General features: G+C 43.9%; 18 protein-coding genes. 14 read left to right on the forward strand and 4 right to left on the reverse strand.

Annotated features, from left to right (window positions below):
* Nucleotides 1-22: 22 nt before the first annotated feature.
* From AC058W_RS13685 to AC058W_RS13695, 3 genes are read right to left on the reverse strand one after another with little or no spacing between them, the layout of a single operon-like run.
* Complete coding sequence (locus tag AC058W_RS13685; protein WP_118609635.1) at nt 23-355, reverse strand: response regulator transcription factor; 333 nt, start codon at nt 353-355, stop codon at nt 23-25.
* Between the two features lie 19 nt (nt 356-374).
* Complete coding sequence (locus AC058W_RS13690; protein ID WP_178761996.1) at nt 375-521, reverse strand: hypothetical protein; 147 nt, start codon at nt 519-521, stop codon at nt 375-377.
* A gap of 1 nt (nt 522) precedes the next feature.
* Entirely contained in the window at nt 523-987 is a 465-nt protein-coding gene (locus AC058W_RS13695; protein WP_118609636.1) for an AAA family ATPase, read from the reverse strand.
* Nucleotides 988-1263: 276 nt separating this feature from the next.
* Between AC058W_RS13695 and coaBC the strand changes: the two genes are divergently transcribed.
* From coaBC to AC058W_RS13715, 4 genes are read left to right on the forward strand one after another with little or no spacing between them, the layout of a single operon-like run.
* Complete coding sequence (coaBC, locus tag AC058W_RS13700; protein WP_118410841.1) at nt 1264-2463, forward strand: bifunctional phosphopantothenoylcysteine decarboxylase/phosphopantothenate--cysteine ligase CoaBC; 1200 nt, start codon at nt 1264-1266, stop codon at nt 2461-2463.
* A 22-nt stretch (nt 2464-2485) separates the two neighbouring features.
* Entirely contained in the window at nt 2486-2647 is a 162-nt protein-coding gene (locus AC058W_RS13705; RefSeq protein WP_178761995.1) for a hypothetical protein, read from the forward strand.
* A gap of 13 nt (nt 2648-2660) precedes the next feature.
* Nucleotides 2661-3314, forward strand: coding sequence for an ECF transporter S component (locus AC058W_RS13710; RefSeq protein WP_117674697.1), 654 nt, complete (start codon nt 2661-2663; stop codon nt 3312-3314).
* A 16-nt stretch (nt 3315-3330) separates the two neighbouring features.
* Nucleotides 3331-4095, forward strand: a complete 765-nt coding sequence (locus AC058W_RS13715; protein ID WP_117674698.1) for a type III pantothenate kinase — start codon at nt 3331-3333, stop codon at nt 4093-4095.
* 73 nt (nt 4096-4168) lie between these two features.
* Here the strand turns inward: AC058W_RS13715 and AC058W_RS13720 are convergent, their stop codons facing one another.
* Nucleotides 4169-5059 (reverse strand): RluA family pseudouridine synthase, encoded by an 891-nt coding sequence (locus AC058W_RS13720; RefSeq protein WP_118247430.1) that lies wholly within the window; start codon nt 5057-5059, stop codon nt 4169-4171.
* Between the two features lie 264 nt (nt 5060-5323).
* Here AC058W_RS13720 and AC058W_RS13725 point away from each other — a divergent pair, with 264 nt between their 5' ends.
* The 10 genes from AC058W_RS13725 to AC058W_RS13770 form a co-directional block, all read left to right on the forward strand.
* Nucleotides 5324-6679, forward strand: a complete 1356-nt coding sequence (locus AC058W_RS13725) for an MATE family efflux transporter (RefSeq protein WP_118609637.1) — start codon at nt 5324-5326, stop codon at nt 6677-6679.
* 633 nt (nt 6680-7312) lie between these two features.
* Nucleotides 7313-8479, forward strand: coding sequence for a cobalt-precorrin-5B (C(1))-methyltransferase CbiD (gene cbiD, locus AC058W_RS13730; RefSeq protein WP_117674701.1), 1167 nt, complete (start codon nt 7313-7315; stop codon nt 8477-8479).
* A 20-nt stretch (nt 8480-8499) separates the two neighbouring features.
* Nucleotides 8500-9258: a precorrin-4 C(11)-methyltransferase gene (gene cobM / locus AC058W_RS13735; protein ID WP_117674702.1), complete on the forward strand. Its 759-nt coding sequence runs from the start codon at nt 8500-8502 to the stop codon at nt 9256-9258.
* 27 nt (nt 9259-9285) lie between these two features.
* Nucleotides 9286-10434 (forward strand): cobalt-precorrin 5A hydrolase, encoded by a 1149-nt coding sequence (locus AC058W_RS13740; RefSeq protein ID WP_118609639.1) that lies wholly within the window; start codon nt 9286-9288, stop codon nt 10432-10434.
* Nucleotides 10427-11158: a precorrin-3B C(17)-methyltransferase gene (cobJ, locus tag AC058W_RS13745; RefSeq protein ID WP_479390204.1), complete on the forward strand. Its 732-nt coding sequence runs from the start codon at nt 10427-10429 to the stop codon at nt 11156-11158. Before AC058W_RS13740 ends, cobJ begins: the two co-directional genes overlap by 8 nt.
* Complete coding sequence (gene cobK / locus AC058W_RS13750; protein ID WP_118609640.1) at nt 11151-13115, forward strand: precorrin-6A reductase; 1965 nt, start codon at nt 11151-11153, stop codon at nt 13113-13115. Before cobJ ends, cobK begins: the two co-directional genes overlap by 8 nt.
* A 12-nt stretch (nt 13116-13127) precedes the next feature.
* Nucleotides 13128-14528, forward strand: coding sequence for a cobyrinic acid a,c-diamide synthase CobB (locus AC058W_RS13755; protein ID WP_118247424.1), 1401 nt, complete (start codon nt 13128-13130; stop codon nt 14526-14528).
* A gap of 36 nt (nt 14529-14564) precedes the next feature.
* A complete protein-coding gene (gene cbiB, locus AC058W_RS13760) occupies nt 14565-15539 on the forward strand; it encodes an adenosylcobinamide-phosphate synthase CbiB (RefSeq protein ID WP_118247423.1) in 975 nt (324 codons plus the stop codon).
* A 109-nt stretch (nt 15540-15648) separates the two neighbouring features.
* The gene (locus AC058W_RS13765) at nt 15649-16692 is read left to right on the forward strand and encodes a pyridoxal phosphate-dependent aminotransferase (protein WP_118247422.1); all 1044 of its coding nucleotides are present in this window, start codon (nt 15649-15651) and stop codon (nt 16690-16692) included.
* Between the two features lie 122 nt (nt 16693-16814).
* On the forward strand, nt 16815-17484 hold a 670-nt coding region (locus AC058W_RS13770), incomplete at its 3' end, for a cobyric acid synthase (protein ID WP_479390205.1).

A 17484-nucleotide genomic window follows, 5' to 3' on the forward strand; every position in this document is an offset into this window, starting at 1 on the left:
TCCATGAAATGTAACAAATAAATTAATTGTTGGATGAAAGCAATTCTAATAATTGTTTTCGTTTTGTGCGGGTATCGCCTCCGATATGAAGTTTGGAATAAATCTGATTGATATATTGTTTCACACTGCCTTCAGAAAGAAAAAGTTTTTCTCCGATTTCACGATTACTTAAGCGCTGCTGCAACAACATGACGATTTCGTGTTCACGGTCCGTCAGCGAAGAGAGCACCATGGGACGTGGACCGGCATTGTGATGTCCGAGTAATGCGTTATAGCGTTGCTCGAAAGTGTAGTGCAGTTTTATATCAGTGCAAAGAAAAAGCCGCTGTGCCAGGAAAACGCAGCATAAAGCCATGTTCTCCTGCCCGTTTCTTTCAATCTGTGAATAGGCTGTTTTCCAGTGCAATGAGTGTATCAGAGAACTGTCCCTGCATCAAAGCTGCTTCAGCCCACATGATCTTTTCAGCTCCCTGCCCGTGTCCGTCTGTGATTGTATAATAGTGGGGCATACATTCATCCATTTCAGGTTTCGTACCGATCTGATGGAGCCGTCCGCTCAGACAGATGATCTCGGAGGCAGATAAAATTAGAAACACGATCATCGCTTAACAGATGAAAATCATCAATAAAAATATAGAAGGATTTTTTGACATTCAGTTCATGACAAAGATCATCTGCTGAAAGGCTGCCTCCGGCAGCGTCGGATGGGCAGGGATATTCGCGAAGAAAGCGAAAGCCCTCACGGGTAAATGCGTCCTGAACGCTTTTCCAGAATATAGCAAGATTGTCAGAGTAGACGTTAATACGGATGACACATAGTTCTTCTCTCTTTGTGCGTTCTGCAAGATACCAGTTTATGGCTGTTGTTTTACCGTATCCCATAGGGGCGACTACTGTTGTCAGTGTGCAGTGGGAAATTGGTTTCAGACTTTCGTGTAATCGTTCTGATATGTAAATAGTATTTAAATTCTGTTTTTGTTTCGGCATGATAAAAATTCCTTTCGTAGATTTTATTATAATTTACATGGAAAGATTAAACAAGCGCTTATCTAAATTCATTCTGGATTACCTGTGGCAAAAGTTACTGGGCACGGAGTGAACAGTGATACAGGAAAGATTGTTTTGCAAAGAAAACAAATCCTGTATTGCATTTTTGATAACAATTAGTCTATAATAAGGAGAATTGTGTTAGGAAACAGAAATAATTACTGAATGTAGGAAAACAACAGTTAGTAATGATCCGGAGAAAGAGGGAGAGAGAAAATGACACTGGAAGGAAAAACAGTATTATTAGGAGTGACGGGCAGCATTGCTGCATATAAGATTGCATATCTTGCAAGCACCTTAAAGAAACGCCGCGCAGATGTTCATGTACTTATGACAAAAAATGCGACGAACTTTATCAATCCGATCACTTTTGAGACTCTCACAGGCAATAAATGCCTGGTAGATACCTTTGACCGGAATTTCCAGTTCCAGGTAGAGCATGTATCTATCGCAAAGAAAGCAGATGTCGTAATGATCGCACCGGCAAGCGCCAATGTGATCGGCAAACTGGCTCATGGAATTGCAGATGATATGCTTACTACCACGATCATGGCATGCAAATGCAAGAAATTCATTTCCCCTGCCATGAATACAAATATGTTTGAGAATCCTGTAGTTCAGGATAACCTTAAGATTCTGGAGCATTATGGTTATGAAGTGATTGCTCCTGCAAGCGGTTATCTGGCGTGTGGTGACACAGGTGCGGGCAAGATGCCGGAGCCTGAGACATTACTTGCATATATTGAGAGAGAAGCCGCCTGTGAAAAAGATCTGAAAGGAAAGAAAATCCTTGTAACTGCAGGTCCTACACAGGAATCAATCGATCCTGTGCGATATATTACGAATCATTCTTCCGGAAAAATGGGCTATGCTATTGCAAAAGCTGCGATGCTTCGCGGAGCAGATGTCACGCTTGTCAGCGGACGTACTGCAATCGAACCTCCGATGTTTGTAAAAGTAGTGCCTGTTGTGACTGCAAAGGATATGTATGAAGCAGTGACTTCTGTCAGCGATGAGCAGGATATCATCATCAAGGCGGCAGCAGTTGCAGATTACCGTCCGGCGAAAGTCAGTGACGAGAAGGTCAAGAAGAGTGACGGACAGATGTCCATAGAATTAGAGAGAACAGATGATATCCTGAAGTTTCTGGGAGAACACAAACGTGACGGACAGTTCCTTTGCGGTTTCTCTATGGAGACGCAGAATGTGATCGGTAATTCCAGAGCCAAGCTCACAAAGAAGAACCTGGATATGGTAGCTGCCAACAATGTAAAAGTAGAAGGCGCCGGATTTCAGGGAGATACGAATGTGCTGACTCTGATTACACAGGATGAGGAAGTATCACTCCCACTTATGAGTAAGGAGGACGCAGCCCTTAAAATCCTGGATAAAATTCTTACGCTGACCTCATTTTAGGCAGGAAGCAGTAAGAAAGCAGATGGTAGCAGTGATTTTCCGATTTTGCTTTTATGAGGCAAATGCAGGAGAGGATTTTGCCAGTCTGCAAAAAATAACTTTATATCAGAAAAGCAGAAATCCCGTCAGGGAAAATACCAATCTGCTTTCCATCACCGTATTGTATCCGGAAACGGAACGGTAACAAGGAGGAAAAAATGAAAACAAAGAAATTCACAACGACACAGCTCACTATGCTTGGCTTAATGGCAGCAGTACTTCTGCTGATGGCCTACACACCACTGGGATACTTAAACATCGGACCACTGGCGATTTCGTTTAACGTGATCCCTGTTGCAATCAGTGCAGTCGTGCTCGGACCGACAGGCGGAGCAATCGCAGGTGCGATCTTCGGACTGACAAGTTTTGGACAGTGTATCGGACTTGGCGGTACAAGTGCAATGGGAGCTATGTTATTTAGCATCAATCCGGTTCTGGCATTTATCCAGAGATTTGTGCCACGTCTTCTTGACGGAATCTGCCTTGGCTATATTTACAAGGCTATGCGTAAGAAGACAAATGTATATGTATCATGCGCAGTGACTGGATTCTTTTCCGCATTCCTCAATACCTTATTCTTTATGACTGCTCTGGTAGGTCTGTTTGGAAATACAGAGTATGTACAGGGACTGATGGGTGGAAGAAATATCATCATCGGATGTTGTATGATGGTTGGAATCAATGCAGTATGTGAAATGGTGTCCTCAACAGTGATCACAGGAGCTGTAGGAGCTGCCCTTTCAAAAGCACACCTGATTCCGGCGCAGAAAGCAGCAGACAGTGAAAACGGAAAAGTAGCATTAGAAAGATAATTGGAGATAAATAAGTATGATTTTAGCAATTGACATCGGAAATACAAATATTGTAGTTGGATGCATTGATGATAAAAAGACATATTTTATAGAGCGACTTTCAACCAATCGTACGAAGACAGAACTGGAATATGCGGTAGATCTTAAGAATGTTCTTGATATTTATCATATCAGGAAAACAGATATTGAAGGCTGCATCATTTCTTCGGTAGTGCCACAGATCACAAATATTGCGAAGTTGGCTGCGGAGAAGATACTTAAGAAAGATGCGATCGTTCTTGGACCTGGTGTAAAGACAGGATTGAATATCATGATGGATAATCCGGGACAGCTTGGTGCAGACCAGGTGGCAGATGCAGTGGCAGGAATTGCTAATTACCCGGTGCCTTTGATCCTCATTGATATGGGAACTGCAACTACAGCTTCCGTTGTTAATAGCAGAAAGCAGTATGTAGGTGGAATGATCCTTCCTGGAGTGGGAGTTTCACTGGATGCCCTTACCGCAAGAGCTTCCCAGCTCAGCGGAATCAGCATTGATGCCCCGCGACATGTAATCGGAAAAAATACGATCGAATGTATGAAGAGCGGAGTTCTCTACAGCAATGCAGCCGCTCTTGACGGAATCATTGACAGAATCGAAGAAGAACTTGGCGAGAAAACCACAGTAGTAGCGACAGGTGGCCTGGCAAAGAAAATCATTCCTCACTGTAAGAGAAAAATCATTCTGGATGAAGAACTTCTGCTGAAAGGACTTCTGATCATTTACGAAAAAAATAAATAATTCTCCGGGAATATAAAAATAGTTCATCAGATAATTAACGCTGATGAACTATTTTTTTGCCCGCAGAATGGTTTTAGTTTGACCAAAAGGCAGAAACGAAATCAGCCGGAACAGGTGCTGTGAAAAGCATCGCTTTTTTAGTGACTGGATGAGTAAATTCCAGCTGATAGGAGTGAAGCGGCTGCCGTTTTATCCAACGATAATCCGGATTATACAAAAAATCTCCGGGAAGAGGATGACCGATATATTTCATATGCACCCGGATCTGATGCGTGCGCCCTGTCTCCAGATGAAGTTCTGCAAGAGAATAGTCTTTGCCAACTGCCAGACGTTCATAATGTGTAACAGCAGATTCTCCATTCTGAAAATTTACTTCACGTGTGATAACCGATCCATCCATTCGTGCAATAGGGGCATCGACATTGCCTGATTCTGGAAGCACTCCGTCTACGAGTGCCAGATACGTTCTGCAGATCTGACGATTTCTCATCTGCACAGATAGAATAGCGGCACTCAGAGGATTCTTTGCAAGAATCAAAGCACCGGTTGTATCACGGTCAAGCCGATTAATACATCGGTAAACAAAATCTTCTCCTTTTTCATAAAAATACCAGGCAATCCCATTAGCCAACGTATTTTCATAATTTCCGGCAGAAGGATGTACCGGCATATCAGCAGGTTTATTTATCACAAGAATATCTTCATCTTCATAAAGAATCTTTAATTCCATCTTCGTCCTGATAATATTCTCTCCTGATTCCGTCTCAGGCACAGTGATTACCAGATGATCCTGCGGCTTCAACACAGACCGCCCGAAACCACGTTCGCCGTTTAGGATGATCGTATCAGAAGCATTCTTCATAGAACTTAATATATGCCGGGAAAATCCCTCTCTTTTAAGAAAGTCCAGAATCGTAACCGGACTTGTATTTTCAGAAATAATATATTCAATAACTCTTTGCATGACTGGTGTATTTTATTTACCTTTCTGAATCTATAACTTATATGTGGCTCTAATGTATCAGATTTTACAGCCCATAACAAGAAAAACAACAGAATTTTATACAAAAATATGAGAAAAAACACAACATACTCTCTTGCATCACAAAAAATTAAGCGTATAATCAGAAAAAGAAACTAGAGCGTGTTTGAAAAATCATTCCCGCAATCTGCACGCACATCTTGCAGAAAGCCTTTTTCAAATACACTCTAAAATGGGTGGGGAAAGATGAAAGAAAATACAAAAGAACAGCAACACATTTTTACGAATCAAATGCTTCGAAGTCTGCTGATACCGGTCATCTTTGAACAGGTGTTAAACTCCTTAATGGGAACCGTCGACACCATGATGGTCAGCAATGTAGGCTCCGCAGCAATATCCGCCGTATCATTGGTAGATTCCATCAATGTACTGGTAATCCAGGCATTCTCAGCACTGGCAGCAGGCGGCGCAATCATCTGTTCACAATATATAGGACAGAAAAATCACGAAATGGCAAACAAATCCGCCAGACAGGTACTATTCATTATCACAGCTATATCTGTAGCGGTAACTACACTATGCCTGATATTCCGAATACCTCTCTTACAATTCATATTCGGAAAAGTAGAAGCAGACGTTATGACAGCATCCCGAACATACTTCTTCTATACAGCGATATCCTTCCCGTTTATTGCGCTCTATGATGCCGGTGCCTCTATATTCCGTTCACAGGGAAACACCAGAGGCCCGATGACCGTCTCCGTCATATCAAACGTAATCAACATCGGTGGAAACGCAGTCCTGATCTGGGTATTCCATATGGGCGTAGCCGGTGCCGCCATTGCAACCTTAGCCTCCAGAATCTTCTGCGCAGTAGTTGTACTCTGGCAGCTCAGACTTGACAGACAGCCAATCGTAGTAAAAAACTATTACCAGATCCGTCCCGACGGAAAAATGATCGGCAGAATCCTCTCACTGGGAATCCCATCCGGTGTAGAAAACAGCATGTTCCAGCTCGGAAAACTGTCAATCCAATCCTCCGTATCCACTCTGGGAACCATAGCCATCGCAGCCCAGGCAATGACAAACATCCTCGAAAACCTAAACGGAATCGCCGCCATCGGCGTAGGAATCGGTCTGATGACCGTAGTAGGCCAATGCCTTGGAGCTGGCAGAAAAGACGAAGCCATTTACTACATAAAAAAACTCAGTATCATTGCGGAAATCATCATCATCGCAAGCTGCCTCCTGGTATTCGCCCTGACCATTCCGATAACAAAACTAGGTGGAATGGAACCCCAAAGCGCTCAGATGTGCTTCCACATGGTAACCTGGATCACCATCGTCAAACCAATCGTATGGGTAATGGCCTTCGTCCCTGCCTACGGCCTCAGAGCCGCCGGTGACGTAAAATTCTCCATGCTCACCTCCTGCATCACCATGTGGGCCTTCCGATTCTGCCTCTGCGTATATCTCATCCGCTTCAGAGGCTTCGGCCCAATGGCCGTATGGATTGGAATGTTCACCGACTGGACTGTCCGCGGAATCGTATTCTCCCTCCGCTTCCACAGCCGCAAATGGCTAAACCACAAAGTAGTATAAACTACCTGCTGGCCGTAAGGAATATTACCCATAAAATAAATACATTACAATAGACGATTTGCTCATTTCCAATCACCAGCTCAGAAAAAGTTCTTGTGTGGGGTGCATTTGCAGGAGTCTTAGATATTCTTAGCTCTCAAAAATCTGCGTTATGAGAAGAAAAGTCGTCTGTCTGAGCGCCAGCGAGTAATCCAGACTTTTCTTCTCATGCTTTTAGCAGATTTCTGAGAGCTTAGAATATCTTAGTCTCCGAAACCGCACCCCACACAAGAACTTTTTCTGAGCGTCCCTTAATGGGTATCCTTTAATCCTTTAATGCCCGTCAAATACATTGACTTTTCCCCCTCAAAATTATATAATGATTGTCGAAAAATAACCCCAGAAAAGCACCACAGGAAGTCAGGTGAAATCCCTGCGCAAGTCCGTTACTGTAACAGCCAGATACTGTCTGCTTTTTCAGTTGAAATACAATCTGCGGCAACCAGAGAATATTTTCTAGGAACTTTCAGGAGGGATTTTGTTGCACACAAAAATCCCTCCTTTTATGTAACTATAATAAATCAGCAAAATAATGCAGTATTTTATTGAACTGTTATATCTCATACGCCGGCAGCAAAAGACAAAGGAGCACCCATGAAAAACGGACTGGAAGACTACTACGTAATCCGCGGAAACAAAAAAATGAGATTCGGCTACACAACAGGTTCCTGCGCAGCAGCAGCCTGCAAAGGCGCCACAGAAATACTCCTTGGAGGCAAATTACAGGAAACCGTTACACTGATGACTCCCAAAGGAATTCTGCTCACACTGGAACTGAAAGACATTCAGATAGAAACAGATAAAGTAACCTGCGCAATCCGGAAAGATGCCGGAGATGACCCAGACACCACAAACGGAATACTGGTCTATGCGACCGTAGAGAAAACAAAAGAGCAGGGAATTACTCTTGACGGCGGAATTGGTGTCGGAAGAGTAACAAAAGCCGGACTTTCCCAGAAAATCGGAGAAGCCGCAATCAATCCGGTACCAAAATCCATGATCCTCCGGGCAGCCACAGAAATAGCAGAAAAATATGACTACGAGGGTGGCCTAAAGATTATCATTGCTGTTCCGGAAGGTGTGGAAATCGGAAAGAAAACGTTCAATCCCAGACTGGGAATCGTCGGAGGAATCTCAATTCTTGGAACATCCGGTATCGTAGAGCCTATGAGCGAGGCAGCCCTTGTCCAGAGCATCCGGGTGGAAATGAAACAGCACTTTTCCCAGGGAGAAGAATATCTTCTGGTAACACCGGGAAATTACGGTGCAGATTATCTGAGAGAACACATGGATCTCCCATATGAGAAGAATATCAAGTGTAGCAACTATGTAGGAGAAACGATAGATATGGCAATTGACATGGGCGTGAAAGGAATCCTTTTCATTGCGCATATCGGGAAATTTGTAAAAGTAGCAGCCGGAATCATGAATACACATTCACACAGCGCAGATGCAAGAATGGAAGTTCTGGCGTCTAATGCAATCCGCGCAGGAGCACCACTGGAATGTGCAAAAGAGATTCTGAACGCATCTACCACAGATGAGGCACTGGATATTTTGAACAGATACCAGATGACACAGGGAACAATGAAAGAGGTTCTGGACAGAATCCAGTTTTATCTGAATCACAGATCCTATGAACAGATTCTGCTTGGAGCAGTAGTTTTTTCTAACACCTGCGGATATCTGGGGCAGACGGCAGATGCTGCCAAGTTGATTGAAAAAATTAATATACAGAATAAAAGAATTAAAGATAAATAGATAAAAGGAGGATATAAAACATGGTACATTTCGTAGGAGCAGGCCCGGGAGCACCGGATTTAATTACAGTAAGAGGAAAACAGTATCTGGAAGAGGCAGATGTGGTGATCTATGCAGGATCACTGGTAAATCCACAGCTTCTTGAATATACAAAGGACATCTGCACGATCCATAACAGTGCCAAGATGACACTGGAAGAGGTCATTCATGTAATTGAGAAAGCAGAAGCAGAAGGAAAGATAACCGTCCGTCTCCACACAGGCGACCCTTGTATTTACGGCGCGATCCGTGAGCAGATGGATATTCTGGATGAGAAGAATATCGCGTATGATTACTGCCCGGGTGTCAGTGCATTCTGTGGTGCGGCAAGCGCCCTGAATCTGGAATATACACTTCCGGATATTTCCCAGAGCGTAATCATCACCCGTATGGAAGGCAGAACTCCGGTTCCGTCCAAAGAGAGCATTCAATCATTCGCAGCACATCAGGCAACAATGGTTGTATTCTTAAGTACAGGAATGCTGGAAGAACTGAGCAGACGTCTGATTGAAGGCGGTTATACAGCAGATACACCGGCAGCTATCGTATACAAAGCCACCTGGCCGGATCAGAAGACTTTTGTCTGCACAGTAGGAACGCTGGCAAAAACAGCAGCAGATAACAATATCACAAAAACCGCATTGATGATCATTGGTGACAGTGTGGCAGCAGCACATTACGATCGTTCCAAACTGTACGATCCGGAATTTACGACAGAGTTCCGCGAGGCTACAAAATAAGAAAAGAACCTTCGATAGGAGGATAAAATGAAGATTGCAATGATCTGTTTCAGCCTGACCGGACAGGAAACAGGTGAGAAATTATGCAGGGGACTGAAATCTGCCGGCATAACGGCAACCCTTGACAAAAAAAGTAAATACCTGCCGGACTCCATACAGATCAGTACTTCTGCATGGGCAGGGGAGAAATTTCCTGATTCAGATGCGTTGATTTTCATTGGCGCAAGTGGAATTGCAGTTCGCAGTATTGCTCCTTATGTAGTGTCAAAGAAATCAGATCCGGCGGTGCTTGTGGTGGATGAATGCGGGAAGTTCGTGATTTCACTGCTGTCAGGGCATTTGGGCGGTGCTAATGAACTGGCGCTGAAAACGGCAGAAATATTAAACGCAGTACCGGTGGTAACGACCGCCACGGACCTGCATCATCGCTTTGCGGTAGATGTCTTTGCAAAGAAAAATGATTGTAGCATTTTCAATATGAAAGCGGCAAAAGAAGTTTCAGCAGCGCTTCTGGCAGGAAAAAAAGTGGGATTTTACAGTGAATTTCCTGTAGATGGCAGACTGCCGGAAGGACTGATTATGTGTGACGAACGGGGAATCCCGGTTAGAAATATGGAAGGCATGCAGTCAGATACTACGGAATCACCAGAAAGCAAAAAAATGATATCTGAAAATGCAGAATCAATTGTCGGAAAGTTGGATGGTTCAGAGATAGATTGTGGAGCCGCTGTTACAATACATACATCCTGTCAGCCTTTTGCGTCTACGACACAGATCGTTCCCGGGAATCTGACACTGGGAATGGGATGCCGTAAGGGCAAAGATGCCGAAGGAATCGCAGAGGCGGCACAGAAAGTGCTCGATACAGGCGAATTTTTTAAAGAAGCATTTGAACAGATCGCCAGCATTGACCTGAAGAAAGAAGAACAGGGAATCAAAACGTTGTCAAAAGACTGGCAGATTCCTTTTGTCACTTATACAGAAGATGAATTAAAACAGGTGCCGGGAGAATTTACGCCCTCACCGTTTGTAAAGAAAATCACAGGTGTAGATAATGTCTGTGAGAGAAGTGCAGTTTTTGCCAGCAGTAATGGCAGACTGATTCAGAAGAAAAAAGGAGAAAACGGTGTGACCACAGCAGTGGCAGCCAGAGAATGGAGGATACATTTTGAGTAAAATATATGTAATCGGAATCGGACCGGGAGCTTATGACCAGATGACAGGAAAGGCAATCCGCGCAATGAATGAAAGTGATGCGATCATCGGATACACTGTATATGTTGATCTGGTAAAGGAATACTTCCCTGGAAAAGAATTTATGACTACACCAATGAAGAAAGAGGTTGACCGCTGCGTTCTTGCTTTTGAAGAAGCGAAGAAAGGCAAGACGGTTTCTATGATCTGCAGCGGTGATGCCGGAGTTTATGGTATGGCAGGACTGATGTATGAGGTCGGCGTTAATTATCCGGAAACAGAACTGGAGATCATTCCGGGTGTGACAGCAGCTACAGGCGGAGCGGCAGTTCTTGGTGCACCTCTGATCCATGATTTCTGTCTTATCAGCTTAAGCGACCTTCTTACTCCATGGGAAAAGATCGAAGCAAGATTTCTGGCTGCAGCTCAGGCAGATTTTGTCGTATGTCTTTATAATCCATCCAGTAAGAAACGCCATGATTATCTGCAGAAAGCATGCGACCTGATGATGAAATATAAGTCACCGGATACGATCTGTGGAACTGTTTCTAATATCGCAAGAGAAGGCGAAACAGCCAATGTAATGACATTAAAAGAACTGAGAGATACACAGGTAGATATGTTTACAACTGTATTTATCGGAAATTCGCAGACAAAGGAAATCAACCATAAGATGGTTACACCAAGGGGATATAAGAATGTATAAAGTCCTTGTTTTTGCAGGAACAACAGAAGGATATGAGGTCTGCCGTTTTCTGGCAGCACATCAGGTACAGACGATGGGATTTGTCGCGACAGAATACGGCAGCAAATCTCTTATGGAAAATGAATATCTCACTGTGCAGACAGGAAGACTGGATGAAACTGCCATGGAGCAGATTTTTGCCAGAGAGGAGCCAGAGATGGTGCTGGATGCGACGCACCCTTATGCAGCTGAGGTTACCATGAATATCCGGACAGCCTGTGAGAAAACACAGACACTTTACTATAGAGTTCTGCGGGAAATGGGCGGACATGAAGAGAAAGCTGTCTATGTGGAGAGTGTGCAGGCGGCAGCTGAGTACCTGGACCGGACACAGGGAAATGTATTGCTGACAACAGGAAGTAAGGAACTGGCTGGTTTTACGGGAATGAAAGATTATAAGGAACGTCTCTATGCCAGAGTCCTTTCCCTGCCGAATGTCATGCAGGCATGTGCCGGACTGGGCTTTGAGGGAAAACATCTGATCGGAATGCAGGGACCTTTTTCCAGAGAATTAAATGCAGCGATGTTAAGACAGTACCATTGTAAATATCTGGTGACAAAGGATACCGGAAAAGCGGGCGGTTTTCAGGATAAGATAGATGCGGCGCTGGAATGTGACGCGATTCCTGTGATCATCGGGCGCCCATTGAAAGAAGATGGAATGTCTGTAAAAGAATGCAAGAGATTCCTTATGGAACATTTCAGCCTGACGCATCAGCCGCATATTACGCTTCTTGGAATTGGCATGGGAAGTTCTCAGACGTTGACAGTACAGGGAAAGAACAGTCTGGATCAGGCAGATCTTCTGATCGGAGCGAAAAGAATGGTGGATTCTGTGAAGCGTCCGGGACAGGACGTATTCGTGGAGTACAGAAGCCAGGAGATTAAAGACTATATCGGGAAACACCCTGAGTATGATAACATTGTGATTGTTCTTTCTGGGGATGTAGGATTCTACAGTGGAGCAAAAAAACTGCTGGATGTTATGGCAGAATCAAAGATAGAAGTTCAGTGTGGAATTTCTTCTGTAGTATATTTTATGTCAAAGATTGGCTTATCCTGGGATGATGCGAAGATTGTCAGTGCTCATGGAAGAGGCTGTAATCTCATATCGCATATCCGCCATGAGAAAAAGGTATTTGCGATTCTTGGAACTTCAGACGGAGTGGCGGTTCTTGCCAGAAAGCTGACAGGATATGACATGGGAGATGTTCTTCTTTATGTGGGAGAAAATCTTTCTTATGATAATGAGAAGATTTTTGTAAAACCGGCCAGTGAACTGACAGAGTATGTGGGTGATCCGCTTTCAGTGGTCTGTGCGGTCAACGAGAATGCGATAACACGACCGGAGACTCATGGAATAAAAGATGAGGAATTTATCAGGGGCAAAGCACCTATGACGAAGGAGGAAGTGCGTACTGTATCACTTTCAAAGCTTTGTCTGGCACAGGATTCCATCTGCTATGATGTCGGAGCGGGAACAGGTTCTTTATCTATAGAGATGGCACTTCGCGCTCATCAGGGTAAAGTCTGGGCGATAGAGAAGAAAGAGGATGCAGTGGAACTGATTCGTCTGAACAAGGCGAAATTTGTAGCGGATAATCTGGAGATCGTCGAAGGACTTGCACCGGAGGCACTGACAGAACTTCCGGTACCTACACATGCGTTTATTGGAGGCTCCTCCGGAAATCTGAAAGAAATCGTGAAGCTTCTGATCGAAAAGAACCCCCAGGTTCGTATTGTGATCAATTGCATTACTCTGGAGACAGTGTCTGAAGCACTTGAGACAGCGAAAGAATTTGGATTTGAGGAGAATGAGATTGTTCAGCTTGGTGCGGCACGTTCAAAGGCGATTGGACGTTACCATATGATGATGGGCGAAAATCCAATTTATATTATTACATTGCAGAAGAAATAGAGGAGAAACAGGATGAAAATTCCAAGAATACTTCTGGCAGCAGGAGCCAGTGGCAGTGGAAAGACACTGATTACCTGCGGACTTTTGCAGGCGCTGGTAAACAGAAAAATGAAGGTGGCATCTTTTAAGTGTGGACCGGACTACATAGATCCTATGTTTCATTCCAGAGTCATCGGAACGAAATCAAGAAATCTTGATACTTTTTTTACAGATTCTGATGTTACCAGATATCTTCTTGGGCGAAATGCTGCGGACTGCGATATCGCAGTGATGGAAGGTGTCATGGGATTTTATGATGGAGTGGGAGGTATTTCCACGAAAGCAAGTGCCTATGATCTGGCAGATACGACAGATACACCTGTGATTCTTATTGTGAACAGCAGGGGAATGAGTATTTCTCTGGCTGCTTATATTAAAGGCTTTATGGAATATAAAGAGAACAGCCATATCAAAGGTGTGATTTTTAATCAGATGTCTCCGATGCTTTATCCAAGGATGAAGAAGTTGGCAGAAGAACAGTTGGGTGTGGAAGTTCTTGGCTATGTACCGAAAGTAGAGGACTGCGTGATTGAGAGCCGTCATCTGGGATTGGTACTTCCGGAAGAGATCAAAGATCTGAAAGGTCGTCTGAAGAAACTGGCAGGCGTGCTGGAAGAGACATTGGAAATAGACAGAATCCTTGCGCTTGCAGAAAAAGCACCGGATCTGAATGTGCCGGAATCTCTGGATCAGAAAAATCCTGCCTTTGATTTTCATTTGCCACAGAAACTGAAGATTGGAGTAGCCAGGGATGAAGCATTCTGTTTCTTCTATGAAGATAACTTCCGGCTATTGCAGGAAATGGGAGCAGAGCTAGTTTATTTTTCACCGGTTCATGATGCACATCTGCCGTCAGATTTAGATGGGCTGCTGCTTTATGGAGGCTATCCGGAATTAAACGGAGAGGCATTGGAACAAAATGAATCCATGAAAGAGGAGATTGTTCGGGCGATTAAACAAGGGATGCCTTGCATGGCAGAGTGTGGCGGCTTTATGTATCTTCATGAACAGATGGAGGATATGGAAGGAATCAGCCGTAAAACCTGTGGAGTGATTCCGGGAAAGTGTTACAGAACTCCGAAACTGACGAGGTTTGGGTATATCACACTGAATGCCAGACAACCGGTATTTGGACAGGCGGCAGAAGAAATAGGGGAGATTCCGGCTCATGAGTTTCACTATTTTGATTCTGAGAACTGTGGTACAGATTTTCATGCGTCAAAACCTCTCAGTAAACGAGGATGGGACTGTGTACACAGTGAGGAAAATCTTCTGGCAGGATATCCGCATCTGTACTATTATGGCAATCCGAACATTCCCAGAGCGTTTCTGTTAAAGTGTCTGGAATATCATACAGCACAACATTATGTCTGATTGAGATAAAGTATGTAACAAGGAGTCTTATTTATTATGTTATATTACAGTATATATGCCCTGGCCGCAGGTTTTATCCTTGATCTTATCATAGGAGATCCAAGATGGCTGTATCATCCGGTGTGCGTGATTGGAAATCTTATAGCGCTTCTGGAAAAGATACTTCGGAAAATTTTTCCGAAAACGGATAAGGGAGAACTTGTGGCAGGTACCGTAGAAGTAATCCTGGTCTGTCTGTTCAGTGGCGGAATCCCGTTTCTGATTTTACATTTTCTTTATGGAATTTCTGCCTGGGCAGGACTGGCACTGGAAACATTCTGGTGCTATCAGCTTCTGGCAACGAAATCTCTGAAAACAGAGAGCATGAAAGTATATGACAGACTGAAAAACGGAACTCTGGATGAGGCACGCTATGCAGTATCTATGATTGTCGGCAGAGATACACAGTCTCTCACAGAAGAGGGAGTGACAAAGGCGGCAGTGGAAACTGTGGCAGAGAATTCTTCTGATGGAATTATAGCTCCGATGTTTTATATGGCAATCGGCGGAGTCTGGCTGATGTTTTTATATAAAGGAATCAACACGATGGACTCCATGCTGGGATACAAAAACGACAAGTACCTTTATTTCGGCCGTTGTGCTGCAAAACTGGATGATGTGGCAAACTACATTCCGGCAAGAATCTCAGGATGGCTTATGGTAGCTGCGTCAGCGTTTGTAAAAATGGATGTGAAAAATGCGGCAAAGATTTACCGTCGTGACAGAAGAAATCACGCAAGCCCGAATTCTGCACAGACAGAAGCTGCGATGGCAGGAGCACTGGATGTACAGCTTGCCGGAAATGCATATTATTTTGGAAAGCTTTATGAGAAACCGACGATTGGAGATGCAATCCGGCCGATAGAAGTAGAAGATATCAGACGGTCCAATCATCTGCTTTATGCTACTGCGATTTTGGGTGTAATAGTATTTATGCTGATTAGTGTGGCAGTCAGAATGTGGCTGTTTTAACCGAATAAACTGCGAAGCAGTTATTCGATGTAGAGCCACGTAGCGGAAGCGGATGATTTTATCCGTTTGACTGCGATACAGACATACATTATGAGACGGGAGAGAACAGATGACAAAACACATACATGGCGGTGATGTATATAAATATGATCATTGCCTGGATTTTTCAGCAAACTGTAATCCTCTTGGGACACCGCAGAGTGTGAAAAAGGCAATCATAGACAGCGTGGATGGTCTCAGTGATTATCCAAGGGTAGGCTGCGGACCATTAAAAGAAGCAATCGCAGTTTATGAGCAGACGCAAAAAGAGTATCTGATCTGCGGCAATGGAGCCGCAGACCTTATTTTTTCTCTCTGCAGAGCAAAAAATCCGAAAAAAGCACTTCTTCTGGCACCGACCTTTGCAGAATATGAGCAGGCACTGGTGAGCGTGGGATGTGAGATTACAAGATATTATCTGGAAGAAACGTCAGATTTTTGTGTAGAGGAAAATTATCTGCAGCTTCTTAAAACAGAAAAACCAGATATTATTTTTCTGTGTAATCCAAATAATCCTACAGGAATCACAATGCCGCAGGAATTACCGGAGAAGATTCTTGCAAGTTGTTCAGAACTTGGTATCTTTATGGTCGTGGACGAATGCTTCCTGGATTTTGTAAAAGATCCGGACAGACATACATTAAAGGGAAAACTTGCAGAGCACCCGAATCTTTTTTTGCTTAAGGCATTTACCAAACGTTATGCGATTCCGGGTGTGCGCCTTGGATATGGATTCTGTTCTGACAGAAAAGTTCTGGAACGGATGGAGGCAGTGACACAGCCCTGGAATGTATCTACCATGGCACAGCAGGCAGGACTGGCGGCGCTGAAAGAAACGGAATACGTAGAAAAAGGAAGAAAGATCATTTTTCAGGAATCTGCGTGGCTGAAGGAAGAAATGACAAAGCTTGGCCTGAAGGTATATCCGTCAGAGGCAAATTATATATTCTTTCGTGGACCGGAAGATTTATTTGAGAAATGTGTGCCAAAAGGAATTCTGATTCGTGACTGCAGCAACTATCCGGGGCTACAGAAAGGATATTACCGCGTGGCAGTGAAACTTCATGAACAGAATGAAAAGCTGGTGCGGGTGTTGACAGAACTAGTGGGATAAACCATTATAATCGGTGGTATTAAGTCGGAATCAAAAGATTTTTTATCCCTGACATTATTTATAGATAATTATGAAAATATAGAAAATAAGAAATACAGCAAAAGAAAAGAGGGGACAAAGAAATGGCAAAAGCGATTATGGTGCAGGGGACAATGTCCAATGCAGGAAAAAGCTTACTGGCAGCCGGTCTGTGCAGGATCTTTAAGCAGGACGGATACAGGGTAGCACCTTTTAAATCACAGAATATGGCTCTGAATTCCTTTATTACAGAAGAGGGGCTGGAAATGGGAAGAGCACAGGTTATGCAGGCGGAAGCCGCAGGAATCAAGCCTTCAGTGTTGATGAATCCGATTCTGTTAAAACCTACCAATGACGTTGGTTCTCAGGTGATCGTAAATGGAGAAGTCCTTGGAACCATGAGCGCCAGAGACTATTTCAAATATAAGAAAAAACTGGTGCCGGATATCATGAAAGCATATAATGCGCTGGCAGCAGAGAACGATATTATCGTGATCGAAGGAGCAGGAAGCCCTGCAGAGATCAATCTGAAAACAGAAGATATCGTAAACATGGGAATGGCAAAGATGGCGAAAGCTCCGGTACTTCTGGTCGGAGATATCGACAGAGGCGGTGTTTTTGCTCAGCTGATCGGTACAGTGGAGCTTCTGGAAGAGGATGAGCGCCAGATGGTTAAAGGAAGCTCGATCATCAACAAATTCCGCGGAGACAAGACAATCCTTGATCCGGGCGTACAAATGCTGGAGGAGAGAAGTCATATCCCGGCAGTTGGCG

It is taken from the genome of Blautia sp. CGZ-1-C1 (assembly GCF_056504575.1).

What these genes read in the sequence shown, in the direction of transcription:
- AC058W_RS13685 (WP_118609635.1), bottom strand. Translation starts at nt 355, where the DNA reads ATGGCTTTATGCTGCGTTTTCCTGGCACAGCGGCTTTTTCTTTGCACT.
- AC058W_RS13690 (WP_178761996.1), bottom strand. Translation starts at nt 521, where the DNA reads ATGGATGAATGTATGCCCCACTATTATACAATCACAGACGGACACGGG.
- AC058W_RS13695 (WP_118609636.1), bottom strand. Translation starts at nt 987, where the DNA reads ATGCCGAAACAAAAACAGAATTTAAATACTATTTACATATCAGAACGA.
- coaBC (WP_118410841.1), top strand. Translation starts at nt 1,264, where the DNA reads ATGACACTGGAAGGAAAAACAGTATTATTAGGAGTGACGGGCAGCATT.
- AC058W_RS13705 (WP_178761995.1), top strand. Translation starts at nt 2,486, where the DNA reads ATGGTAGCAGTGATTTTCCGATTTTGCTTTTATGAGGCAAATGCAGGA.
- AC058W_RS13710 (WP_117674697.1), top strand. Translation starts at nt 2,661, where the DNA reads ATGAAAACAAAGAAATTCACAACGACACAGCTCACTATGCTTGGCTTA.
- AC058W_RS13715 (WP_117674698.1), top strand. Translation starts at nt 3,331, where the DNA reads ATGATTTTAGCAATTGACATCGGAAATACAAATATTGTAGTTGGATGC.
- AC058W_RS13720 (WP_118247430.1), bottom strand. Translation starts at nt 5,059, where the DNA reads ATGCAAAGAGTTATTGAATATATTATTTCTGAAAATACAAGTCCGGTT.
- AC058W_RS13725 (WP_118609637.1), top strand. Translation starts at nt 5,324, where the DNA reads ATGAAAGAAAATACAAAAGAACAGCAACACATTTTTACGAATCAAATG.
- cbiD (WP_117674701.1), top strand. Translation starts at nt 7,313, where the DNA reads ATGAAAAACGGACTGGAAGACTACTACGTAATCCGCGGAAACAAAAAA.
- cobM (WP_117674702.1), top strand. Translation starts at nt 8,500, where the DNA reads ATGGTACATTTCGTAGGAGCAGGCCCGGGAGCACCGGATTTAATTACA.
- AC058W_RS13740 (WP_118609639.1), top strand. Translation starts at nt 9,286, where the DNA reads ATGAAGATTGCAATGATCTGTTTCAGCCTGACCGGACAGGAAACAGGT.
- cobK (WP_118609640.1), top strand. Translation starts at nt 11,151, where the DNA reads ATGTATAAAGTCCTTGTTTTTGCAGGAACAACAGAAGGATATGAGGTC.
- AC058W_RS13755 (WP_118247424.1), top strand. Translation starts at nt 13,128, where the DNA reads ATGAAAATTCCAAGAATACTTCTGGCAGCAGGAGCCAGTGGCAGTGGA.
- cbiB (WP_118247423.1), top strand. Translation starts at nt 14,565, where the DNA reads ATGTTATATTACAGTATATATGCCCTGGCCGCAGGTTTTATCCTTGAT.
- AC058W_RS13765 (WP_118247422.1), top strand. Translation starts at nt 15,649, where the DNA reads ATGACAAAACACATACATGGCGGTGATGTATATAAATATGATCATTGC.